At 64.8% G+C, this 22,192-nt stretch carries 19 protein-coding genes and 3 pseudogenes; 13 read left to right on the top strand and 9 right to left on the bottom strand.

The window, feature by feature from the left end:
* The 4 genes and pseudogenes from ACXJ7R_RS05345 to ACXJ7R_RS05330 form a co-directional block, all read left to right on the top strand.
* Positions 1-237 (top strand): annotated as a pseudogene (locus ACXJ7R_RS05345) (hypothetical protein); the annotation flags it as partial.
* A gap of 169 nt (positions 238-406) precedes the next feature.
* Positions 407-1,033: a CDGSH iron-sulfur domain-containing protein gene (locus ACXJ7R_RS05340; RefSeq protein ID WP_457150895.1), complete on the top strand. Its 627-nt coding sequence runs from the start codon at positions 407-409 to the stop codon at positions 1,031-1,033.
* A 269-nt stretch (positions 1,034-1,302) separates the two neighbouring features.
* Positions 1,303-3,345, top strand: a complete 2,043-nt coding sequence (locus tag ACXJ7R_RS05335; RefSeq protein ID WP_457150894.1) for a hydantoinase/oxoprolinase N-terminal domain-containing protein — start codon at positions 1,303-1,305, stop codon at positions 3,343-3,345.
* A gap of 230 nt (positions 3,346-3,575) precedes the next feature.
* A complete protein-coding gene (locus ACXJ7R_RS05330; RefSeq protein ID WP_457150893.1) occupies positions 3,576-5,747 on the top strand; it encodes a malate synthase G in 2,172 nt (723 codons plus the stop codon).
* 71 nt (positions 5,748-5,818) lie between these two features.
* Here ACXJ7R_RS05330 and ACXJ7R_RS05325 read toward each other — a convergent pair.
* Together ACXJ7R_RS05325 and gshB are read right to left on the bottom strand one after the other, a co-directional pair.
* Positions 5,819-7,347: pseudogene (locus ACXJ7R_RS05325) on the bottom strand (YifB family Mg chelatase-like AAA ATPase).
* A 387-nt stretch (positions 7,348-7,734) separates the two neighbouring features.
* Positions 7,735-8,676 carry a glutathione synthase gene (gene gshB, locus ACXJ7R_RS05320; protein WP_457150892.1) on the bottom strand — a complete coding sequence of 314 codons (942 nt, stop codon included), beginning with the start codon at positions 8,674-8,676 and terminating at the stop codon, positions 7,735-7,737.
* Positions 8,677-8,913: 237 nt separating this feature from the next.
* On the opposite strand from gshB, the gene ACXJ7R_RS05315 reads away from it, so the two are divergent.
* The 9 genes from ACXJ7R_RS05315 to ACXJ7R_RS05275 all read left to right on the top strand — a co-directional run bounded on the left by ACXJ7R_RS05315 (position 8,914) and on the right by ACXJ7R_RS05275 (position 18,658).
* A complete protein-coding gene (locus tag ACXJ7R_RS05315) occupies positions 8,914-10,200 on the top strand; it encodes a glycosyltransferase family 2 protein (RefSeq protein WP_457150891.1) in 1,287 nt (428 codons plus the stop codon).
* Complete coding sequence (locus ACXJ7R_RS05310; protein ID WP_457150890.1) at positions 10,197-10,595, top strand: GtrA family protein; 399 nt, start codon at positions 10,197-10,199, stop codon at positions 10,593-10,595. The genes ACXJ7R_RS05315 and ACXJ7R_RS05310 overlap by 4 nt, the downstream gene beginning before the upstream one ends.
* A gap of 100 nt (positions 10,596-10,695) precedes the next feature.
* A complete protein-coding gene (locus ACXJ7R_RS05305) occupies positions 10,696-12,510 on the top strand; it encodes a GtrA family protein (protein WP_457150889.1) in 1,815 nt (604 codons plus the stop codon).
* Positions 12,511-12,659: 149 nt separating this feature from the next.
* Positions 12,660-14,009 (top strand): putative bifunctional diguanylate cyclase/phosphodiesterase, encoded by a 1,350-nt coding sequence (locus ACXJ7R_RS05300; protein ID WP_457150888.1) that lies wholly within the window; start codon positions 12,660-12,662, stop codon positions 14,007-14,009.
* Positions 14,010-14,224: 215 nt separating this feature from the next.
* Positions 14,225-14,992: an SDR family NAD(P)-dependent oxidoreductase gene (locus tag ACXJ7R_RS05295; protein WP_457150887.1), complete on the top strand. Its 768-nt coding sequence runs from the start codon at positions 14,225-14,227 to the stop codon at positions 14,990-14,992.
* Entirely contained in the window at positions 14,989-15,948 is a 960-nt protein-coding gene (locus ACXJ7R_RS05290; RefSeq protein WP_457150886.1) for a 2-dehydro-3-deoxygalactonokinase, read from the top strand. The genes ACXJ7R_RS05295 and ACXJ7R_RS05290 overlap by 4 nt, the downstream gene beginning before the upstream one ends.
* Entirely contained in the window at positions 15,945-16,583 is a 639-nt protein-coding gene (locus tag ACXJ7R_RS05285; RefSeq protein ID WP_457150885.1) for a 2-dehydro-3-deoxy-6-phosphogalactonate aldolase, read from the top strand. Before ACXJ7R_RS05290 ends, ACXJ7R_RS05285 begins: the two co-directional genes overlap by 4 nt.
* Entirely contained in the window at positions 16,583-17,464 is an 882-nt protein-coding gene (locus ACXJ7R_RS05280; RefSeq protein WP_457150884.1) for an SMP-30/gluconolactonase/LRE family protein, read from the top strand. Before ACXJ7R_RS05285 ends, ACXJ7R_RS05280 begins: the two co-directional genes overlap by 1 nt.
* Before the next feature lie 120 nt (positions 17,465-17,584).
* A complete protein-coding gene (locus ACXJ7R_RS05275) occupies positions 17,585-18,658 on the top strand; it encodes a D-alanine:D-lactate ligase-like protein (RefSeq protein ID WP_457150883.1) in 1,074 nt (357 codons plus the stop codon).
* Between the two features lie 56 nt (positions 18,659-18,714).
* Here ACXJ7R_RS05275 and ACXJ7R_RS05270 read toward each other — a convergent pair whose 3' ends face one another.
* The 7 genes and pseudogenes from ACXJ7R_RS05270 to ACXJ7R_RS05240 form a co-directional block, all read right to left on the bottom strand.
* Positions 18,715-19,128 (bottom strand): GFA family protein, encoded by a 414-nt coding sequence (locus ACXJ7R_RS05270; protein WP_095083692.1) that lies wholly within the window; start codon positions 19,126-19,128, stop codon positions 18,715-18,717.
* Positions 19,129-19,171: 43 nt separating this feature from the next.
* Positions 19,172-19,636 (bottom strand): SRPBCC family protein, encoded by a 465-nt coding sequence (locus ACXJ7R_RS05265; RefSeq protein ID WP_457150882.1) that lies wholly within the window; start codon positions 19,634-19,636, stop codon positions 19,172-19,174.
* Entirely contained in the window at positions 19,633-19,953 is a 321-nt protein-coding gene (locus ACXJ7R_RS05260; RefSeq protein WP_095084355.1) for an ArsR/SmtB family transcription factor, read from the bottom strand. The genes ACXJ7R_RS05265 and ACXJ7R_RS05260 overlap by 4 nt, the downstream gene beginning before the upstream one ends.
* 305 nt (positions 19,954-20,258) lie before the next feature.
* A complete protein-coding gene (locus tag ACXJ7R_RS05255) occupies positions 20,259-20,546 on the bottom strand; it encodes a DUF1330 domain-containing protein (protein ID WP_457150881.1) in 288 nt (95 codons plus the stop codon).
* Positions 20,547-20,564: 18 nt separating this feature from the next.
* Positions 20,565-21,278, bottom strand: a complete 714-nt coding sequence (gene pyrF / locus ACXJ7R_RS05250; RefSeq protein ID WP_457150896.1) for an orotidine-5'-phosphate decarboxylase — start codon at positions 21,276-21,278, stop codon at positions 20,565-20,567.
* 26 nt (positions 21,279-21,304) lie between these two features.
* The gene (locus ACXJ7R_RS05245; protein ID WP_457150880.1) at positions 21,305-21,901 is read right to left on the bottom strand and encodes an NADPH-dependent FMN reductase; all 597 of its coding nucleotides are present in this window, start codon (positions 21,899-21,901) and stop codon (positions 21,305-21,307) included.
* An 88-nt stretch (positions 21,902-21,989) separates the two neighbouring features.
* Positions 21,990-22,192: pseudogene (locus ACXJ7R_RS05240) on the bottom strand (phospholipid N-methyltransferase PmtA); the annotation flags it as partial.

Genomic DNA, 22,192 nt, shown 5'->3' with positions numbered 1-22,192 from the left:
AGCCAGGACCGCGACTATGTCTGGCCGGGCAACAACCAGGATTTCTACCTCAATGACGGCGAGACCAAGTCCTTGCCGATATCCTGCAACGAAGGGGAATCGATCTGTTACGGCGCCTGGGTCGACGGCGACGAGGAGACCTATTGGGGCGTCGGCCCCGGCAACAAGGAAAAATGCGAGGACTGTTGCTATACCTGCAGCGGCGGCGAGACCGAGGAAATCGATCTGGTCCCCTGACCGGTTTGCCAGCTTGACGGTTTTCCTGCTGGAGCCGTAGAGCAATTCCAGAAAAAGTGTGAAGCGGTTCCGACGGGAATTGCGTTAAAACATTGCCTGCACAAATACCCAAAGCGCGCCGCGTCTGTCCGTCTGGATGCGACGCGCTTCAGGCAACAGGAGCGTAGCCATGGCCGGTATGGTCGAAAGCGACAAGATTGACGTCGGGTTCTCGGGCAAGCGCTGCATTCATTCGCGCAACTGCGTGCTCGGCGATCCGCATGTTTTCGTGCCCAACGCGCCGGGGCAGTGGATCCATCCCGAGGCGGCCAGCGTCGAGAAGATCGTCGCCATCGCCGAAAGCTGCCCCTCCGGCGCCATCACCTACATCAGGAAGGATGGCGGGCCGCAGGAACAGCCGCCGGTGGTCAACACTGTGCGCCTGCGGGAAAACGGTCCGCTGGCCGTGCATGCCGAGATCGTGCTCGACGGCGAGACGTTCTATCGCGCCACGCTCTGCCGGTGCGGCGCTTCGGAAAACAAGCCGTTCTGCGACGGCAGCCACAACAAATCGGGTTTTGTCGCCACCGGCGAGCCGCCGCTGAAGGACACGCCGGCGCTGGAAATGCGCGACGGCCCGCTCAAGGTCACTCCGACGAAAAACGGCCCGCTCAAGCTCGAGGGCAATATGGAGATCGTCACCGGCACCGGCCATACCGTCGACCGCACGACAGTCGCGTTCCTGTGCCGCTGCGGCCACTCGRCCAATAAGCCGTTTTGCGATGGCACACACAAGAAGGTTGGGTTTGTCGGCTAAGGTGTCGATATTCAGGTGAGGCCGGCCTGCAAACGGCGGCTTCCTGCGCTTCCGGTGCTCACGTACGAAAAGAACGGTCCGCTCCGGTTCTCGGAATCCACCATTTTCGGCTCGGCCTGACTTGAATCTCGACACCTTAGCGGAACTGCCAATCCCCCTTGTGGGGGGAGATCGAACTCCACCGTGGCCCAGCGCTCGCGTCTTTATCGGCCGCCCCGTATCGGCTAAGGGCAGGGAAACAAATTTACCCAGCCGGACGACCATCAGAAATGACCGCCAAGACCAAGCCAAAGCCGCTGTTCCTCGGGATCGACACCGGCGGCACCTACACCGACGCCGTGCTGTGGTCTGAAACGGAAGGTAAGCAAGAGGGGCCGAACAAGGGCAAGGTGCTGGCCAAGGCCAAGGCGCTGACCACGCGGCATGACCTGGCCGTCGGCATTTCCGGCGCCGTCGATGCGGTGCTGCAGAAGGCCGGCACCGATCCGACCGCGATCAAGCTGGTCTCGATGTCGACGACGCTTGCTACCAACGCGCTGGTCGAGGGCCAGGGCGGCCGCGTGGCGTTGGTGATGATCGGCTTTTCCGAGGCCGACCTCGCCCGTGACGGGCTGAAGGCTGCACTCGGCACCGACCCGGTGGTGTTCTGCCCCGGCGGTCATGATGTGCATGGCAATGCGGCCAAGCTCGACCTGTCGGGGCTCGAGGCAGCGCTGCCGGAACTCGGCGTGTCGGTCTCCGGCTTTGCCGTTTGCGCTTATTTCGCGACCCGCAATCCGGCGCACGAGATCGCCACCCGCGAGCTGATCCGCGAAAAGACCGGTCTGCCGGTCACATCAAGCCACGAGCTGTCGGCCAAGCTCGGCGGCCCGCGCCGGGCGCTGACGACGCTGCTCAACGCCCGGCTGATCTCGATGATCGACCGGCTGGTGGCGGCAACCGAAGGCTTTCTCGAGCAGCGCAACATCGCCGCACCCCTTATGGTGGTGCGCGGCGACGGTGCGCTGGTGTCGGCGGCGTTTGCCCGCCAGCGACCGATCGAGACCATCCTGTCCGGCCCCGCCGCTAGCCTGGTCGGCGCCCGCCACATGACCGGGCTCGACAATGCCATGGTCTCCGACATCGGCGGCACCACCACCGACGTCGCCGTGCTCGACAAGGGCCGGCCGCGGCTCGACCCGGAAGGCGCCACCGTCGGCGGCTTCCGCACCATGGTCGAGGCCGTGGCCATGCGCACCTTCGGCCTCGGCGGCGATTCCGAAGTGGCGCTGGAGGATGGCGCGCTCAACCCGAAAATCTTGCTCGGGCCCCGCCGCCTGGTGCCCTTGGCGCTGGCGGGGATGGCCCATGGCTCCGCCGTCACCGCGGAACTGGAACGGCAATTGCGGGCGCCCAATCCCGGCCGCATGGACGGCCGCTTTGCAGTGCGCACCGGTGTGCCGGACCGGCTTGCCGCCGGATTGACCGGCGCCGAAGCCCGCCTCTACGAGGCGATTGGCGCGGTGCCGCTCGCCGTCGACAGGCTTTTGACCTCCAACGCGCAGAACGCGACCTTGAACCGGCTGGTGTCGCGCGGGCTGGTGCATGTCGCCGGCTTCACGCCGTCGGACGCCGCCCATGTGCTGGGCAAGCAGGCGAACTGGGATCCGGTCGCCGCTCGCCTCGGCGCCGAACTGTTCGCGCGCAAGCGTGACGGCCGCGGCCAGCCCATCGCCGCGTCGCCGGAGGTGATCTCGGAGCGCGTGCTGGTTACGCTGACACGCTGGTCGGCGGAATACATCCTCGAAACCGCCTTCGCCGAGGACGGGCTCGATGGCGCGTCGACGGTGGCGCATGCTCTGGTGCAGCGCGCCGTCGATTCTCACCCCGGCATTGCCCGGCTAAGCGTCGCGCTCGACCGCCCTGTCATCGGCCTCGGCGCTTCAGCGCCGCTGCACTATGCCGGCCTGCCGCCGCTGATCGGCAATGAGTGCGTGGTGCCGGAGGACACCGACGTCGCCAACGCGCTCGGCGCCGTCGTCGGCCAGGTCAGGGTTTCGGCCGAGGCCCGGGTCAGCCAGCCCAAGGAAGGCCTGTTTCGACTTGCCTCGGGTGAAACCGTGCGCGATTTCCTCGATGAAGCGGCGGCGATCGCGGCGGCCGAGGCCGATGTCCGCGCCATCGTCGCCCAGCGCGCCAGGGATGCCGGCACCGACAGTGCCGAGATCGAGGTCGCGACCGAATTCCGCGTCTCGACCGTCGAAGCCCAGCGCATGTTCATCGAGGCGCATGTCGTGGCGGTGGCCTCGGGAAGGCCAAGGATTGCGGTGTAGATTCAGGTCAGGCCGGCCTGCAAATGGCGGCGTCCTGCACTTCCGGTGCTCACGTACCCAAAAGTACGCTCCGCTCCGGTTCTCGGAAACCACCATTTTCGACTCGGCCTGACCTGAATCGCGCACGCCGTATGAAGCGATGTAAATGCTCGCCCTTCACCCTAAGCTGAATTGACCCGGCAAACCTGACATGCCAAAGGCCCGCAAAGCCTTTCATCTGGAGAAGCCTGATGACCGATCGCATCGAGATCGCCGGATTGCGGATTGCCCGCGAGCTGCATGATTTTGTGGCTGGCGAGGTGCTGCCCGGCACCGGCATCGAAGCGGCCGACTTCTGGAACGGCTTCTCGGTCATTGTCCATGACCTGGCGCCGAAGAACCGGGCGCTGCTGGCAAAACGCGACGCCATGCAGGAGAAGCTCGACGGCTGGTATCGCGACCATAGCGCGCCCGTCGACATGGGGGCCTACAAGACCTTCCTGAAGGAGATTGGCTATCTCGTCCCCGAGGGGCCGGCCTTCAGCGTGTCGACCGAAAATGTCGATCCGGAAATCGCAGTCGTTGCCGGCCCGCAGCTGGTCGTGCCGGTGATGAATGCCCGCTACGCGCTCAACGCCGCCAATGCGCGCTGGGGTTCGCTCTACGATGCGCTCTATGGCACCGACGCCATTCCCGAAACCGACGGCGCCGGGAAAGGCAAGAGCTTCAATCCGGCGCGCGGCGCCAAGGTGGTTGCCTGGGCTAAGGACTTCCTCGACCAGTCGGTGCCGCTCACCTCGGGCAAGTGGGCGGGCGTCAACGGGCTTTCGTTTATCAACGGCATGCTGCGGCTGGGCGAGGGTGCCGGTGTCACGACACTCGCCAATACCAAGCAATTCGCCGGCTATCGCGGCGACGCCGCCAACCCTGAAGCCGTGCTCCTGGTCAAGAACGGCCTGCACATCGAGATCGTCATCGACCGCAACAACCAGATCGGCAGGACCGATCCGGCAGGCATCGCCGATGTCATCCTGGAATCGGCATTGACCACCATCCAGGACTGCGAGGATTCGGTCGCGGCGGTGGATGCTGAGGACAAGGTCGTCGTCTACCGCAACTGGCTCGGCCTGATGAAGGGCGATTTGGCGGAAGAGATCACCAAGGGCGGCAAGAGTTTTGTTCGCAAGCTCAACCCCGACCGCGCCTACACCGCGCCCGCCGGCGGCACGCTGACCGTGCCCGGCCGCTCGCTGATGCTGGTCAGGAATGTCGGCCACCTGATGACCAATCCGGCGATCCTGGATCGCGACGGCAACGAGGTGCCGGAAGGCATCATGGATGCGGCGATGACGGCGTCGATCGCGCTGCACGATGTCGCGCCGAAGGGTCGCCGCGCCAACTCCCGCGCCGGCTCGATGTATGTCGTGAAGCCCAAGATGCACGGGCCGGAGGAAGTCGCCTTCGCCGTCGAGATATTCGACCGCGTCGAAGCCCTGCTCGGCATGGCGAAGAACACCATCAAGATGGGCATCATGGACGAGGAGCGGCGCACCACCGTCAACCTCAAGGAGGCCATCCGCGCCGCCAGGGAACGTGTGGTGTTCATCAACACCGGCTTCCTCGACCGCACCGGCGACGAGATCCACACCTCGATGGAAGCCGGCCCGATGATCCGCAAGGGCGACATGAAGCAGGCCGCCTGGATTTCCGCCTACGAGGCCTGGAATGTCGACACCGGGCTCGAATGCGGGCTGGCCGGCCACGCACAGATCGGCAAGGGCATGTGGGCGATGCCGGATTTGATGGCGGCGATGCTGGAACAGAAGATCGCCCACCCCAAGGCCGGCGCCAACACCGCCTGGGTGCCGTCGCCGACAGCGGCGACGCTGCATGCYACGCACTACCACAAGGTCGATGTCCACGCCGTGCAGGCGGCGCTGAAGAATCGGCCCAAGGCCAAGCTCGACGATATCCTGTCGGTGCCGGTGGCCGTGCGGCCGAACTGGACGCCGGACGAGATCCAGCGCGAGCTCGACAACAACGCGCAGGGCATCCTGGGCTACGTCGTGCGCTGGATCGACCAGGGCGTCGGCTGCTCGAAAGTCCCCGACATCAACGATGTCGGCCTGATGGAGGACCGCGYCACGCTGCGGATTTCCTCCCAGCACATCGCCAACTGGCTGCATCACGACGTCTGCTCGCGCATCCAGGTGATGGATTCCCTGCGGCGCATGGCGGCCATCGTCGACCTGCAGAATGTCGGCGACCCGCTCTATCAGCCTATGGCGGCCGACTTCGACAACTCCATCGCCTTCCAGGCCGCCTGCGACCTGGTCTTCAAGGGCCGCATCCAGCCCAACGGCTACACCGAGCCGGTGCTGCACGCGCGGCGGCTGGAACTGAAGGCACGCGCCTCGGACTGAGCCGAAGTTTCATCAGAGCCAAGGGCAAGGTGCCGCCGCTTGCGTTTCCAGCCTTGAAGGGCGAGGGGGCGTCACGCCGCCTGCGCCACGCGCTCCGAACTCATGCGGTAGGAAATCGCCTCGGCCAGATGGATGCGGCCGACGGTTTCGCTGGCGTCGAGATCGGCCAGTGTGCGCGCCACTTTCAGCACGCGATGATAGGCCCGCGCTGAAAAGGCGAGCTTCTCGCTGGCGTCCTTGAGCAGCGACAGGCCGGCGGCATCCGGCATGGCGATCTCCTCGATGACCGCCGGCGCGCAATGCGCGTTGGTCGTGGCGCTGACGCCGAGCCGTTCGAAACGCTCGCGTTGGATGGTGCGGGCCCGTGCCACGCGCAGCGCCACGGAAGCACTCTTCTCCGCCCGGTCAGGCCGAATCAGGTCGCTGGCCGACACCGCCGGTACCTCGATCCTGAGATCGATGCGGTCGAGCAGCGGGCCCGAGATGCGCGCCTGATAATCGGTGCGGCAGCGCTCGCCGCGCAGGCAACGATAGCCCGGCTCACCCGCCATGCCGCAGCGGCACGGATTCATCGCCGCGACCAGCTGGATGCGCGCCGGATAGGTGACCCGATGGTTGGCGCGCGCGATCTGCAGTCGCCGGTCTCCAGCGGCTGGCGCAGCGCGTCGAGCGTCTGCGGCGTGAATTCGGGAAACTCGTCGAGGAACAGCACGCCGTGATGGGCGAGCGACACTTCGCCCGGCCGGGCGCGTATGCCGCCACCGACCATCGCCGCCATCGAGGCCGAATGGTGCGGCGCGCGGAACGGCCGCCGGTCGGTCAGCTTGCCTTCGCCGAGTTCTCCCGCCACCGAGGCGATCATCGAGACTTCCAGAAGCTCCTTCGGCGCCAGCGGCGGCAGGATCGACGGCAGCCGCTGCGCCAGCATCGACTTGCCCGATCCAGGCGGCCCGATCATCAAAAGGTTGTGCCCGCCGGCCGCCGCCACTTCCAGCGCCCGCTTGGCTGTCTCCTGGCCCTTGATGTCGGCAAGGTCGGGCAGGTCGCGCGCCGAGGCGTGGATGCCGGCTTCGGGGCGCGACAGCACCTGCGTGCCGCGGAAATGATTGGCGATCGCAATCAGGCTGCGTGGCGCCAGAATGTCGAAATCCTTGCCGGCCCAGGCCGCTTCCGGGCCGCAGGCGAACGGGCAGATCAGGCCCTTGCCCTCGGCGTTGGCGCCGATTGCCGCTGGCAAGGCGCCGGCCACCGCGGCAATCGTGCCGTCGAGCGACAATTCGCCAAGCACGACGTAGCCGGCCAGCATGTCGCCCGGAATGGCGCCGAGCGCCGCCATCAGGCCAAGTGCGATCGGCAGGTCGTAATGGCTGTCCTCCTTGGGCAGGTCGGCCGGGGCAAGATTGACGGTGACCTTCTTCGACGGCATCGACAGGCCCGACGCATGCAGTGCCGCTTGCACCCGCTCGCGGCTTTCGGCCACCGCCTTGTCGGCTAGGCCGACGATATGCATGTTGACCTTGCCGGGCGCGATCATCACCTGCACGTCGACCGGCACGGCCTCGATGCCCTGGAAAGCGACCGTGCGAACCCGCGCCACCATTTTATGCCTCCGGATAGTGGTTCGCTTATGCCTTGGCGATCAAGGCGCGAGTGAGATCGGACAAGACAACCACAGATTTCGGAGTTAGGCAAGAACATTACAAGAACATGCGGTTGCTTTACGCAAGCCGAAGAAGCTACCGGCAAGCACGCACCGTTCATGAGTCGGCTTCGATCGGAAGCTTGGGTGATTAACTGTCGCGCAACTAACGGGAAACAGCAAGGTCAGTGGGTGGGAAGAAAGCCCATCGCCGGTGTCGATCCGCACTGGGCCATACATCGAATCGATCAAATCAGGAACATTGCAGGAATACCCAGCCCCGCCGGTCGCGGCCGGGTTGTGCCCGGTTGAAAAAGCGGAACATGGTTAAGACAAAATGAAAACGGCTTACTTCCGCTTGTCCTCGACCGCGTCCCAGAACAGGCTGGCGATGTCGGCGCCGCCAAAGCGCCTGACTTCGCGCACGCCGGTTGGCGACGTTACGTTGATCTCAGTCATGTAGTCGCCGATGACGTCGATGCCGACGAGGATGAAGCCGCGCGATTTCAGCGCCGGCCCGATGCGGGCGCAGATTTCGCGCTCGCGCGTCGTCAGCTCGGTCTTTTCGGCACGGCCGCCGACATGCATGTTGGAACGGGAATCGTGCTCGGCCGGTACCCGGTTGATGGCGCCGACCGGCTCGCCGTCGATCAGGATGATACGCTTGTCGCCCTTGCGCACATCCTTCAAATAGCGCTGCACGATATAGGGCTCGCGGAACATCTGGCCGAACATTTCGAGCAGCGAGGCAAGGTTGCGGTCGGCCTCCAGCATGTGGAAGATGCCGGCTCCGCCATTGCCGTAGAGCGGCTTGATGATGATGTCGCCGAACTCCTTGCGGAAGGCGGCGACTTCGAGCGGATCCTTGGTGATCAGCGTGTCCGGCATCAGGTCGGGAAACTCGGTGACGAAGATCTTTTCCGGGCTGTTGCGCACCCAGGCCGGGTCGTTGACCACCAGCGTCTTCGGGTGGATGCGTTCGAGGATATGCGTGGTAGTAATGTAGTTCATGTCGAAAGGCGGATCCTGGCGCAGCAGGACGACATCCATTTCCTCCAGATCGGTGCGTACCTTCTCGCCCAGCGAATAATGGTTGCCCTTCTCGTCGCGTACCTGCATCTCCTCGATGCGGGCAAACACCTTGCCCTCGCGCAGCGATAGCCGGTCGGGCGTGTAGTGGAACAGCTGATGGCCGCGCCGCTGCGCCTCCAACGACAGAGCGAAGGACGTGTCGCCGGCGATCGACACGGTGGAGATGTGGTCCATCTGGACGGCGATTTTCAGCTTCATGGCAAGTCTCCGGCGGCTCGGATGGGCGACTGTCTTGCCTGTACAGGCTCACTGACCGTCTGCCAATCGCGACATTTTGAAGATTGGCATCAGACAACCGCAAGCCGCCGTGCCGATCGATTGGAGACAAGGCGAGGCTGCGCGTCATCGCTTTCTTAAGCCTTGCCGTGCAACGGTAAGCCCGAATGCGCCCGGCCGAATTGACGCAGCGCCGGGCACTCGATGGAACAACGACCAATGAACGCCGTCACCGCCATCCGCGCCTCCGCAACCAAACAGCTCGAACTCACCATTCTCATGCCGTGCCTCAACGAGGCCGAGACGCTCGCCGTCTGCATCGGCAAGGCGAAGGCCTTCCTCGACAAAGCGGGCATCTCCGGCGAGGTGCTGATCGCGGACAATGGCAGCACCGACGGATCGCAGGCGATTGCCGCGGAAGGTGGCGCCCGTGTCGTCCCGGTGGCCCAGAAAGGCTATGGCGCAGCCCTTTTGGGCGGCATCTCCGCCGCTAAGGGCCGTTTCATCATTATGGGCGATGCCGACGACAGTTATGATTTCGGCGCGCTGGAAGCCTTCGTCGCGCGGCTGCGCGACGGCGCCGACCTGGTCATGGGCAATCGCTTCCAGGGCGGCATCGAGGCCGGCGCCATGCCGCCGCTGCACCGCTACCTCGGCAACCCGGTGCTCAGCTTTGTCGGCCGCCTGTTCTTCCGCATCAAGACCGGCGATTTCCACTGCGGCCTGCGCGGCTTCAATGCCGACAGCATCAGGAAGCTCGACCTGCAGACCACCGGCATGGAATTCGCCAGCGAGATGGTGGTGCGTGGCGCCCTTGCCGGCCTGCGCATCGAGGAAGTGCCGACCACGCTCAAGCCCGACGGCCGCAGCCGGCCGCCGCATCTCAGGACCTGGCGCGACGGCTGGCGGCACCTGAAGTTCCTGCTGGTCTACAACCCGCGCTGGATGTTCTTCATCCCGGGCACGGTGCTCGCCGGCCTTGGCCTGTTGTTCGCGGCGCTGCTGGTGTTCGGGCCGCTGCGCGTGATCGACAACCTGTCGCTCGACCTCAACACCTTCGTCGCCGCCTGTTTCATGGTCGTCACCGGCGTCCAGCTCATCACCTTCGGCGCCATTTCGCGATACTATGCCGAGATAACCGGCATCCTGCCGCCAAGCCGCCGTTCCGACTGGCTGACCAGGACCATCAGCACCGATCGGCTCGCCGCCAATGCCGGCATCTGCTTTGCCGGCGGCGTCTTGTTCTTCGGCTATGCCGTGGCGCGCTGGGCGCATCTCGGCTTCGGCCCGCTGGACGATTCCGAGATCCCACGCATCGTCGTGCTGGGCCTGAGCCTGATCGTCATTTCATTGCAGGTCTTCTTCTCGGCTTTTCTGCTCGGTGTCCTGGAAATACCGGTCAAGCGGCTGAAGTCCGGCCGGGCCGGTCAATCCAATGAACTCCCGGCCAATGAGTTGCCGACCTGTGAATCGCCGGCTAACCAACGGCCGGCGCGCGACGCATGAGCGAGGCATTGCCCGTCTTTGTCCGGACGCGCCTGTTCCGGTTCCTGACGGTCGGCGTCGGCGCCGCATTGCTGCTGTTCGTCCTGTCGTGGCTCCTGGTGTCGCTGGGCTTTTCGCCCTTCATCGGCAGTGTCGTCGCCTATGCGATCACCTTCGTTGTCGGCTATAGCGCGCAGCGTGGCTGGACATTCGGCGGCCAGCACGATCATGCCAGCGCCATGCCGCGCTATCTTGCGCTGCAGGTCGGATGCGCGCTGTTTTCGGGCCTGGTGTCGCATCTGGCGGTCACCCGTTTCGGCATGTCGGCGCTAGCCATGTCGGCGCTGATGACGGTTGCCGCAAGCACGGTAAGCTACATTCTGTCGTCGCTGTGGGTGTTTCCGGCGCGCGATTGATGCATGGCGCCCAAAAGTGGCGCAAAATCGCGCCGCTTTACGCTTTGTGAAGCGGCCGGCGCTAGCGTGCGCCGACAGACACAGGCTGAAAGCCCACTCCATGACCACCGCTCATACCGCGATGCTTTCCAAAGACGGGGAACGCGCCTCCTGGCGAGCGGACCTCATGCTGGCGCTGCTTGCCACGCTCGGCTTCCTTGTCGTCAACGCCTGGGCTGGATTCCCGGCGCTGAACAATGCCGGCGGCGACAATGACGATCTGCTGCGGCTGGTCGAAGTGCGCGATCTCTTGGCCGGCCAGGGCTGGTTCGACCTGCATCAATACCGGATGGGCCTGGAAGGCGGCTTCGTCATGCATTGGTCGCGGCTGGTCGATGCGCCTATCGCCGCCATCGTGCTCGCCGTATCGAGCCTGACCGGCAACACCTTGCTGGCCGAGAACGTTGCGCAGGTGGCGTGGCCGGCGCTGCTTTTCGGCCTGACGATGGTCTTCATCATTCGCGCCGCGCGCAGCTTTGCTGGCGATGGCGCTGTGCTGCCCGCCGTCATCGTCGGCGCGGCAGCGCAGTATTTCATCGGCATCTTCGAGCCGGCCGCTCTCGATCATCACAATGTCCAGCTGATGCTGACCGTCGCAAGCCTGAGTTTCCTGCTCGAAGCGCGTATGCGCAGGCCGGCGGCGTTCCTTGCCGGCCTGTGCGCCGCGCTGACCCTGGCCGTCGGCATGGAGACCGCTCCCTACGTCGCCGCCATCGGCGTCTGCGTGGCGACGCTGTTCGCCTTTGACGCATCAGGCGAAAGACTGATCGCGAGGGATTTCGGCCTTGGCTTTGCCGGCGTCGCGGCGCTTGTCTTCGTCGCCACCGTCCCGCTGTCGGCGTGGGGCCAGGCGCAATGCGATGCCTTCTCGACGATGCAGTTCGTCGTCGCGGCCCTTGCCGGAACCGGCCTTGCGGCGATCGCCTCGCTCGAAGCGGCCGGGCGCGGGCAGCGTCGGCTGTCGCTTGCCGTGCTCGGCGTTGCGCTCGGCGCGGTCCTCCTTTTGCTGTTCCCGCAATGTCTGGCCTCGCCCTATGGCGGGCTCGATCCGCGCCTGAAGACGTTGTGGCTCGATCATGTCGACGAGGCGCAGTCGCTGTTCCAGCTCGCCGCCCACGATCCCGCCGAGCTGGCGGCGCGCTATGCCACGCCGCTGGTGGCGCTCGTGCTGATGGCGTTGCGCCTACGTCGTGGCGGCTGGCGGCACCAGGACAGCCTCGTCGCCACGCTGCTTGTCGTGGCGTTCCTGGTCAGTGTCTGGCAAGTGCGCGGCTCGACATTCTCGATTGTCTTCGCGGTGATCCCGCTGTCGGCCTGGATTGCCAAATGGCGGCAGCGGGCCGAAACCAGCCCGTCGCGCGGCTCGGTGCTGCGGATGGCCGCAGCCTGGCTCATCTCGGTGAACTCGCTCTGGTCTGGCGCCGCCCAGGCGGCGTCGGCGGCGCTCGCAACCGGTGTAAAGATTACCAGCGACGCTGGCGTCGACCCGTCTTGCCAGGCCAAGGCTACGTTCGCCACACTCGGCAGGTTGCCCGATACCACCGTGCTTGCCGTCTCCAATATCGGATCGCCGATCCTGGTGTACTCGGGGCATCGCGTGTTCGCCGGGCCCTACCACCGCAACGTCGCGGGAGACCTGCTTGCGCTCGACGCGTTCCTCGGTTCCGATGCGCAAGCCAGGTCGATCGTCGGCGATCATCACGTCGGCCTTGTCGCGCTGTGCCGCGGCAACTCGGAAAGCCAGCTTCTGGCCTCCACCGCGCCGGACGGCTTTCTTGCCGGGCTGATGCGCGGCAACGTGCCGGAATGGCTGGAGCCGATCGCGGACACGAAGGGCGCCTCGCTCGAACTCTACCGTGTCCGGCCCAGGGGCTGACGGCCTGAAACAAGGGCTGGACGCACCGCGCGTCGATCCTTCCGAACGCGACGCGCTTTACCCGCGAATAATCGATTTGGGGATACGTTTCCTAAAGGGTTTGCTGCCAATCTGAAGCTAAATTCCGAAGTCACAAAACAGGGATACCGATGCAAACTTCGTTTGGCACCGGTCAGGCAAACAGGGAGAGCACGGATCTGGCGTTCACCGATCCGTTGACCGGGCTTGGCAACCATCGCCGCTTCTTCGACAAGGTCGATCGCCTGATCAGCGACCGTGCCGACGACCCGGCGCCGTTTACCGTCGGCATTCTCGACCTCGACGGCTTCAAGCCGATCAACGACCTGTTCGGCCACAAGGCCGGTGACGATATCCTGATCCAGGTCGCGATGCGGCTGCGCGCCTCTATGGACGGCCATTCCACCGTCTGCCGCATCGGCGCCGACGAATTCGCCTATCTTTACCCGATGGTGTTCAGCGAGGAAGCGGCGGCTGAGAAATCCCGCATGCTGATCGAGATACTTTCGGCGCCCTATGATGTCGGCGAACGCACCGCCAGGCTTTCGGCCTCGGTCGGCTGCTCGCTGTTCTATTCGGGCGATGAGACCACCGAGATCCTCATCAACAAGGCAGAGACGGCGCTCTACCACGCCAAGCGTTCCGGCCGTGGCCGCGTCGTCGTCTACACCCGCGAGATGGAAGAGGCGGCCAAGCGCGTCACCCGCATCGAACAGGCGCTGCGCCGTGCTGTCTCGGCCGGCGAGGTGGAGCCGCATTTCCAGCCTATCGTCGACCTTAACACGCGCCGCACCATCGGTTTCGAGACGCTGGCGCGCTGGACCGATCGCGATCTCGGCTCGGTGCCGCCAACGGTCTTCATTCCCATCGCCGAGGAGCGCGGCATCATCGGCCCGCTGTCGCAACTGGTGCTGCGCAAGGCGACCGAAGCGGCCAGGAGCTGGCCGAAGGACCTGTTCCTGTCCTTCAACCTGTCGCCCTCGCAGCTCGTCGACCAGAACACCGGCCTGCACATTCTGGCGATACTTGAGCGCACCGGCTTCGATCCGCGCCGGCTGGAGATCGAGATCACCGAGACCGGCCTGATGAACGATCCGGCCTCGGCCGAGAAGATCGTCGAGGATCTGCGCCGTGTCGGCATCCGAGTCTCGCTCGACGATTTCGGCACCGGCCAGTCCTCGCTCGGCCGCCTGCGCGAATTTCATTTCGACAAGCTTAAGATCGACCGCGCCTTCGTCTCCTCCATTCTCGACGACCGCCCGTCCGAACACATCATCCGCGCCATTCTCGCCATGTGCGAGGGGCTCGGCATGGACGTGGTCGCCGAAGGCATCGAGCAGGAGGCGCAGGCCGATCGCCTGGTCCAGTTCGGCTGCGCCGGCGGACAAGGCTATCTGTTCGGCAAACCGGTCGATGCCGATGCCACGCTTGGCTACCTCCGCGATTCCTTCCGCGGCGTCTTGCGCGCCAACGCGATCTGACCGGCTAGCTCGAAGCGGCCCCGCAATCCCTGTGGGGCAGCTGTGCGTCCGCTGCGGCGCATTGTCGTTTTGTCTGACATAAGCCCGCAATCCGTCGTTTCGCCCTTGCCCGCACGACATGTCTGGCTAGGATGCGCGCCGGCCTGACCACAGCGCCGCGCGTCCTTCAGGACGCGCAAAGGACGCTGTCGGGGTCATGCGCAGGGAGAAAAAATATGATGCCATCGGCGCATTTTGCCGACCTCGAGGGAGCCTCGGTGCTGATCACCGGCGGCGGCTCCGGAATTGGCGCGGCACTGACCGAGGGTTTTGTGCGCCAGGGCGCCAATGTCGCCTTCATCGACATCGCCGACGGCCCCAGCACTGCCCTTGCCGACCGCATCGAGAAAGCATTTGGTCGCCGGCCGCTGTATCTCAAGACCGACCTGCGCGACGTCGAGGCCTTGCGGACCTCGGCAGCCAGGGCGGCCGACGCGCACGGCGAAGTCACCGTGCTGGTCAACAATGCGGCGCTTGACGAGCGCCACGCCGTCGAAGACGTGACGGTGGAATTCTGGGACAACAACCAGGCGATCAATCTCAGACCGCATTTCTTCACCGCGCAAGCGGTGGCACCGGGCATGAAGCGGGCCGGCGGCGGCTCGATCATCAACTTCACTTCGACGTCCTACCTGATCAATCACCCCGACATGCCGGCCTACACCGCCGCCAAGGCCGGCATCCTCGGTCTGACCAAGGGGCTGGCCGGCAAGCTCGGCGTGGACGGCATCCGCGTCAACGCCATTGCGCCCGGCTGGGTGATCACCGAGCGGCAAAAGGAGCTCTGGGTGACCGAACAGGCGCTTGCCGCCCATGTCGCCAAGCAGTGCATCAAGCAGGTGATGCAGCCCGACGACATCGTCGGCACGGTGCTGTTCCTCGCCTCGGATGCCTCGCGCATGCTGACCGCGCAGATGCTGATCGTCGATGGAGGTTTCCTGTGAGCCCAGGGTTTGCCGGCAACGCGCCGGCGGTAGCCGTCGTCGACTGGGGCACGACCCGCATGCGGGTCTGGCTGATCGACAAGGGCGGCAAGGTCCTTGCCGAACGCCGTGGCGATGATGGTCTGATCACCGCCCAGCAAAAGGGTTTTTCGACCATTCTCGAAGGGCACCTCGCAGCCATGGCTGCGCCGGACGCGCTGCCCGTCATCATCTGCGGCATGGCCGGCTCTCGCCAGGGCTGGCTCGAGGCGCCCTATGTCACCGTTCCGGCGCCGCTCAGCGCCATCCTGGCGGGTGCGGCGAGGGTACCGGGCCAGCACCGCGATGTCCGCATCGTGCCGGGCCTCGCCCAGCGCCAGATCGATGCGCCCGACGTGATGCGCGGCGAGGAAACGCAGCTTGCTGGCGCCGGCCTGCCGGCCAAGGGGCGCCACCTGGTCTGCATGCCCGGCACCCATTCGAAATGGGTGCTGGTCGAGGACGGCGCGGTTGCCGGTTTCGGGACTTGGCCGACCGGCGAGCTGTTTTCGGTGCTTGCCGCGCACTCGATCCTGCGCCATTCGCTCGGCGAACATCCCAAGCCGGTCACCCCTAGCAATCCATTCTTCCGCAGTTGGTGCGAAACCGCACTGGCCGAGGCCGGCGATGTCACCTCGAGGCTGTTTTCCATCCGTGCCGCGGGCCTGCTGCAGGATCTAAGAGCCGACGATGCCGCCGCTTGCCTGTCCGGCCTGCTGATCGGTGGCGAGATCGCCTCGGCCAGCCGCCGCCATGGCGCTGGCGCCGAACCTGTCGTGCTGGTGGCGTCCGGCGCGCTTTCAGCACTTTATCAGGCCGCCCTCGGCCTTGCTGGACTTGAGGTCCGCACCGTCGATGCCGACGAGGCGGTGCGTGCCGGGCTCATCGAAGCGGCACGCGAGAACGGCATGATCGCCAGAACCGGAGCAGCCCCATGAGCCAGACCGCACCTTTCCCGAAGYTCAAGCGCGGCCTGGTCGCCATCCTGCGCGGGCTCAAGCCGGACGAAGCGATCGCGATCGGCCAGGCGCTGTTCGACGCCGGCATCGAGGCGATCGAAGTGCCGCTCAACTCGCCGGAGCCGTTTTCGTCGATCGCCCGGATCGTCGAAGTGCTGCCGAAAACGGCACTGGTCGGCGCCGGCACGGTGCTGACGCCGACCGATGTCGATGGCTTGCACAAGGCCGGCGGCCGGCTGCTGGTCAGCCCCAACATCGATGCCGAAGTGATGGCGCGTGCGATGCATCACGGCATGGTTACCATGCCCGGCGTGTTCACGCCGACGGAAGCCTTCCAGGCGATCCGGCTCGGCGCTTCGGCGTTGAAATTCTTTCCGGCGAGCGTGCTCGGCGCCAGCGGCATTTCCGCGATCCGGGCGGTGCTGCCGGCGCAGACATTGGTCGGCGCGGTTGGCGGCGTTTCGGAGAACGACTTTGCCGGCTACAAGGCGGTGGGGGTGACGGTGTTTGGTCTCGGCTCCAGCCTGTTCAAGCCCGGCATGACCGTCGACGAGGTGGCGGCGCGAGCACATGCCGCCGTCACGGCCTGGGATGCGGTGTTCGGAGAGGCATGATGAGCGAAGCGATCGTCTCGGTTTTTTCCGACCACATCTGCCAGCTCGGCGAAGGGCCAAGCTACGATCCAGTCACCGATGCGCTGTTCTGGTTCGACATCGTCAATGGCCAGCTTCTGGAAAAGCCCGTGGCCGGCGGCGCGCTGAAAATCCACGAGCTTGGCCAGATGGCAAGCGCCATCGCCATCATCGACGACCAGCGCCAGCTGATCGCCACCGAGACCGGGCTTCATGTCCGCGATGTCGCGACCGGCACCATGAGCCTGCACACGCCGATCGAGGCCGACAATCTCGCCACCCGCTCCAACGATTCCCGCGTCCATCCCTGTGGTGCCCTGTGGACCGGCACGATGGGCAAGACGGAGCAAAAGGGCRCCGGCTCCATCTACTGGTTCTTCAAGGGCGAATTGCGCCGCCTGTTTTCGGACATCACAGTCTCCAACTCGATATGCTTTTCGCAAGATGGCGGGCTCGCCTATTACACCGACACCTCGACCGGATTGTTGATGCGCGTCGACTGCGACCCGGCGACCGGCCTGCCCACCGGCGAGCCGAAAGTTTTCGTCGATCACCGCTCGGCCAAGGGTTATGTCGACGGCTCGGTGGTCGATCGTGACGGCGTGCTGTGGAACGCCGTCTGGGGCGGCAAAGTGGTCAAGGCTTATGCTCCTGACGGCACGCTGCTGCGGTCCGTCGCCATGCCGGTGACACAGCCATCCTGTCCGGCCTTTGTCGGCAAGAACGCCGACCGGTTGGCGGTGACATCCGCCTGGAAGGGCAAGGATGAGAAGCAGCGCAAGCTCGATCCGCAGGCGGGCATGACCTTCCTGCTCGACATCCCTGTCAACGGCCGTTTCGAGCCGCGCGTGCTGATCGCCTGATTGAACACGGTCGGCGGTTGCGTTGTCACGCAACCGTCCGACCCGGTCGGTTTCGCGGCAGCCGATTGCGCTTCCCATGCGATGGTAGGCGACGCCATCGCTGGAAAACCATGCAAATCCATGACGAGCCAAACGCCAAGACTGATCCTCGTCCACGAGCCGGAAAAGGTCTGCTTCGACCGTCTCGTCGCCGACGGCCATGCAGCGGAGCGTGCCGCCGAAATCGCCTCCTATCTGGCGCAGTCGACCGATCTCGCCCATGAGTTTGATGCGCTAGCCGCCGCTTGCCAGGCGCGCGGCCTGTCGTTCACGCCGGTGGCGCTGGACGACGCCGCGGGCGTGCTCGCCGGCGAGCATCCCGGCACGACAATGGTCTGGACGCTGACCGACGGCATTGCCTATTTCCGGGGCAGCGCAGCACCCGCCTTGGCGAGGCTCGGCGGGCTCAAGACGATCGGCGCCGACGATGCGCTGTTCGCGCTCTGCCAGGACAAGTTCCGTTCCGGCGCGGTGCTTGGCGCGCTCGGTCTGCCGGTGCCGCAGGCCGGTCTTGCGCGCGACGGCAAATGGCTGGTCGAGCCGCCTGCATCTGCCGCCGGCTGGTTCGTCAAGCCCAACCGGCTAGGCGCCAAGATCGGCATCTGGGCGGATTCGCGCACAAGCGATCTCGGCCACGCACTGGAGCTTAGCCGGCGTGTGTTTGCGGCCTATCGCGACGATGTCGTCGTCCAGCCCTATGTCGCCGGCCGCAATGTGCGCGCCAGTTTCCTCGGCCTGGTGCCGGGCGCCGGGGTCGAAGCGCTTGGCGTGGCCTTTGTCGATTCAGGCGCAGATTTCCAGACCATGGCGGACAGCCTGGCGCTTTACGGCGACACCGGCGAGGCGGCGAAAGCGGCCGGGCACTATGCCGAACCGGAGCTCGTTGCGGTCGCCGACAGCCAGCCGATCGCCGATGTCAGGGTTCGCGCGATCGCCGAGCGGCTGATGAGCGGGCTTGGCCTGCGCGATGTGTTTTCCATCGACCTTCGCGTCGAGGCCGACGACACGGTTCACCTTATCGAGTTCGAGGTCTGCCCCGGCCTGCCTTGCTTCGATTTCCGCGCCTACTGCCGCCAGCAATGGGATCTCGAGCTTGCCGACGCCATGGCCGAAACCGCTGCCAGCCGGCTACTCGGCCAAAACCACCATATTTGAACGCGCGGCGCCCGCGACGAGCGCCCGACATGACATGACAGCCCAAGGCGAACCCGCTATCCCGGCATTCGCTCGAATTTCTGCAACGTGGGATCGATCGTGTCCCATGCATGGCCGCGGATGGCGTATGTGACCACCTGCGGGTCGAATTGGCCGGGGTCGTCAAGGCTGGTCGCGTTGACCGCAATCAGGTCCGGCATGGCCACGAATGTCAGGTAGACCGGCGTTCCACAGGTCGGGCAGAAGGCGTGGACCTTTTCGTTGCCGCTGTCGCCTCTCACACGCCAGGTGGTCGCTTCGCCTGCAATTTTCATGTCGGCGCGCCGGCCGAAGGTCAGATAGGATCCGTGGCCGGTGCCTGCGCGCTTCTGGCAGTCGAGGCACTGGCAGTGGTTCTGGAAGATGGGCTCGCCGCTGGTTTCGTAGCGGATCGCGCCGCATGCACAGCCACCGATATAGCGCTTGGTCATTGTCGTTCTCCACTGGCCTGGTTCTGCATGATATCGCAAGGCATCAGGCCGATTTCGGCTTGGCGAAAAGGTCGATGCCGCTGCCGGTTTCGAGGAAGGATTTCATGCTGGACAGCACCGCCGGCCACCCCTGGCTGACGCCTTTCGCCATGCCGCTGCCGGCTTCGAGTTCGTCATGGGTGACGGTCAGCCGCACCATGGTGTCGTATTCCTCGATGCCGAAAGTCACCCGGCTGTATTGCGAGGGATCGTTGGCCTGCGAAGCGTTCGCCCAGGTGATGACGAGACGGGTCGGCGGCGAGATCTCGACGACCTTGCCGACGAGTTCGACGGTCCGCTCGTCATTGGCGCGGATATGCTCCCATGTCGATCCCGGCTTCCAGTCGGAGACGTTCTCGTGGCCCCAGTAGCGTTTCGCAATGTCAGGCCTGGTTATGGCCTCGAACACTTTTTGCGACGTCGATTTGATGTAGGTAACGTAGACAAAGCTGGTCGTCTCTCTGGTCATTGGTCCTCTCCTTCGAGTTCTTGCTTCAGATCGTGCAGCAGGCTGAGCCGCTGCCGTTCGAATTTCCGCACCCACCGCTCGTAGACTTCGTGCAGCGGCACGGGGTTGATAAAATGCAGTTTTTCCCGGCCGCGCTTGACCGTGCTCACCAGGTTCGCCGCTTCCAGCAGGTCGATGTGCTGGGTGGCGGATTGCCTCGCCATGTCCAGGTTTTCGCAAAGCTGACTGAGCGTCTGCCCGTTCTTCTCGCAAAGAAGGTCAAGCAGCCTTCTGCGTGTCGGGTCGCCCAGTGCCTTGAAAACCTTGTCAGCGTCCATCAGCCTCACTCGTTGGCTTGCGAGGTTGTAATATGCAGGTAAATACCTGCATGTCAACTGGCAACGAACCCGGTCGCCTTCACCTTGGGCGAAAGCGACTCTGGCTCGGCAGTCGTTTGTTGGATGGGCCGGCCATGTGGCGGTCGGTGTCGAACGGCTCCGCCCGGCTGTCGGCCAGGGCATAGTGAAGCTGCCTGGCCTTCAGGGCACCATCTTATCGGAGTGCTCGGCTTGGCCGGGCGGAGTCAAGCGAAGAGGACCGTCAGCACTTCGTCTGACGCTCCGTCAGTTCTGGTCGATGGCCCTCAGATGCCTTCGACGAGCACGATCTCGCCGTCGGCGACCTTCTGGCGGATGGCGACCGCGCGCTGGTATTCCGGCGAGTGGTAGCAATCGTGCGCCATGGCGAGCGATTCGAACTCGATGATGACGTTGCGTGCGCGTCCGACACCCTCGGCCAACTCATGCGCACCGCCGCGCGCCAGAAATTTCGCGCCGAAGCGGTCGAAGGCCAGTTTCGAGGCAGCGACATACTCCTTGTAGCCTTCGGCATCGCGCACATCGACGCGGGCGATCCAGTATCCCTTGGGCATTCTTCTTCTCCCTGTTGCTTACGCTGAGCGCATTTCGGCGATGATCGCTTCGGCCGCTTCTCGTCTGTTGGCCGACGCAACGATCGGCCGGCCAACGACGAGATGGCTGGCGCCGTTGCGGATCGCTTGTGCCGGCGTCACCACGCGCTTCTGGTCGCCATGGTCGGTGCCCGCCGGCCGGATGCCGGGCGTCACCACCGCCATGTCGGGGCCGACGATGCGGCGCACCGCTTCCGCTTCCGCGGCCGAGCAGACGATGCCGCCCATGCCGGCATGCAGAGCCTGTTCCGAACGCCGCAGCACCAGCGTGTGCGGGTCATATTCATAGCCGACGTCGATCATGTCCTGCTCGTCCATCGAGGTCAGCACGCTGACCGCCAGCAGGCAAAGGCCGCTACCCCTGGCCGCCTCCACCGCCGCCGCCATCGCCTTTGGATAGGCGTGGATGGTCAGCATGGTCACGCCCATCTTGACGATGTTCTCGACGCCCTTGGCCACCGTGTGGTCGATGTCGAGCAGCTTCATGTCGAGGAAGATCTTTGTTCCGCCGCTGGCCAGTTCCCTGGCAAAGTCGAGCCCGCCGGCAAAGGCCAGCTGATAACCGATCTTGTAGAAGGAGACGACGCCGTCGAGTTCGCGCACCGCCTGTTCGGCCTCCTGCACGGTCGGTACGTCGAGGCCGACGATCAGTCTTTCCTGCATGGATTTGGCCTTTATCGATGGGGCCTGGATGGATTCTGACCGCATAGTGTCGACGATCACGCCTCGATCCGGGTCGACAGCATGCGCGAGGTTTCGATCAGCGTGCGGCATAGGTGCTCCATCGATTTGTACAGTCTTTCGTCGCGGAAATTGCCGCCCTCGTCGAAGGCGCTGCCGCCTTCCGGCACCGAGCATTCCGGCGTCACCACCTCCATCTGGCAACGCACCAGCACGGCGCGCAGATGGTTGATGCAGCGGATCCCGGCAAAATGCCCGTTGGAGGACGAGCAGAGGCCAGCCACCTTGCCGGCCAGCGGCCTGACCGTCCTGCTGCCGTCCCTGCGCACCCGGCTCACCCAGTCGATCGTGTTCTTGAGCAGCGGCGGGATCGAGCCGTTATATTCGGGCGTGGCGATCAGCAGCCCATCATGGGCGATGACCAGACGGCCAAGTTTCAGGGCATTTACGGGAACGCCCTTTTCCTTTTCCAGATCCTCGTCGAGGATCGGAAGGGGATAGTCGGCGAGCGAGATGCGGGTCACCTCGGCGCCTTGCATGGCGAGCTCCTTTTGCGCCACGTCGGCGGTCTTGCCGCTGTAGGCGCCACTGCGCACCGAGCCGGCGAAGACGAGGATTTTCGGGATCACTGCCATTGGCCAACCTTGTTCCCGGACAGGTACAGCCAGAGGCCGCTCAAATCAACGCACCTGCCCAAAAATCAAAGTCGAAATTCAGGTCGCCCTAATGCGCCTCGCGCCGGTAGATCCACAGCTGCGTCGGCGGGATGTTGCGGAAGATGAAATCGAAATGCTTGACCGTGTAGTCGCCACGGCCGGCCGGGATCGGCGACATCGGTCCGTAGGTCAGCTGCACGATCGGCCGTCCTGCCGGGATGCGGTCGAGCAGGCTCTCGATATAGGCGATGCGCTGGGCGACCGGAAAAT

This window comes from Mesorhizobium sp. P5_C1 (genome assembly GCF_054049815.1).
The sequence above is the reverse complement of the archived record's forward strand: the minus strand, read 5'-3'. Positions and strand labels throughout refer to the sequence as shown.

Excerpts from the sequence above, each read along its gene's own strand:
- ACXJ7R_RS05300 (WP_457150888.1), top strand. The coding sequence starts at position 12,660 with ATGCAAACTTCGTTTGGCACCGGTCAGGCAAACAGGGAGAGCACGGAT.
- ACXJ7R_RS05305 (WP_457150889.1), top strand. The coding sequence starts at position 10,696 with ATGACCACCGCTCATACCGCGATGCTTTCCAAAGACGGGGAACGCGCC.
- ACXJ7R_RS05295 (WP_457150887.1), top strand. The coding sequence starts at position 14,225 with ATGATGCCATCGGCGCATTTTGCCGACCTCGAGGGAGCCTCGGTGCTG.
- ACXJ7R_RS05265 (WP_457150882.1), bottom strand. The coding sequence starts at position 19,636 with ATGACCAGAGAGACGACCAGCTTTGTCTACGTTACCTACATCAAATCG.
- ACXJ7R_RS05335 (WP_457150894.1), top strand. The coding sequence starts at position 1,303 with ATGACCGCCAAGACCAAGCCAAAGCCGCTGTTCCTCGGGATCGACACC.
- ACXJ7R_RS05315 (WP_457150891.1), top strand. The coding sequence starts at position 8,914 with ATGAACGCCGTCACCGCCATCCGCGCCTCCGCAACCAAACAGCTCGAA.
- ACXJ7R_RS05260 (WP_095084355.1), bottom strand. The coding sequence starts at position 19,953 with ATGGACGCTGACAAGGTTTTCAAGGCACTGGGCGACCCGACACGCAGA.
- ACXJ7R_RS05270 (WP_095083692.1), bottom strand. The coding sequence starts at position 19,128 with ATGACCAAGCGCTATATCGGTGGCTGTGCATGCGGCGCGATCCGCTAC.
- ACXJ7R_RS05275 (WP_457150883.1), top strand. The coding sequence starts at position 17,585 with ATGACGAGCCAAACGCCAAGACTGATCCTCGTCCACGAGCCGGAAAAG.
- ACXJ7R_RS05245 (WP_457150880.1), bottom strand. The coding sequence starts at position 21,901 with ATGGCAGTGATCCCGAAAATCCTCGTCTTCGCCGGCTCGGTGCGCAGT.
- ACXJ7R_RS05255 (WP_457150881.1), bottom strand. The coding sequence starts at position 20,546 with ATGCCCAAGGGATACTGGATCGCCCGCGTCGATGTGCGCGATGCCGAA.
- ACXJ7R_RS05310 (WP_457150890.1), top strand. The coding sequence starts at position 10,197 with ATGAGCGAGGCATTGCCCGTCTTTGTCCGGACGCGCCTGTTCCGGTTC.
- gshB (WP_457150892.1), bottom strand. The coding sequence starts at position 8,676 with ATGAAGCTGAAAATCGCCGTCCAGATGGACCACATCTCCACCGTGTCG.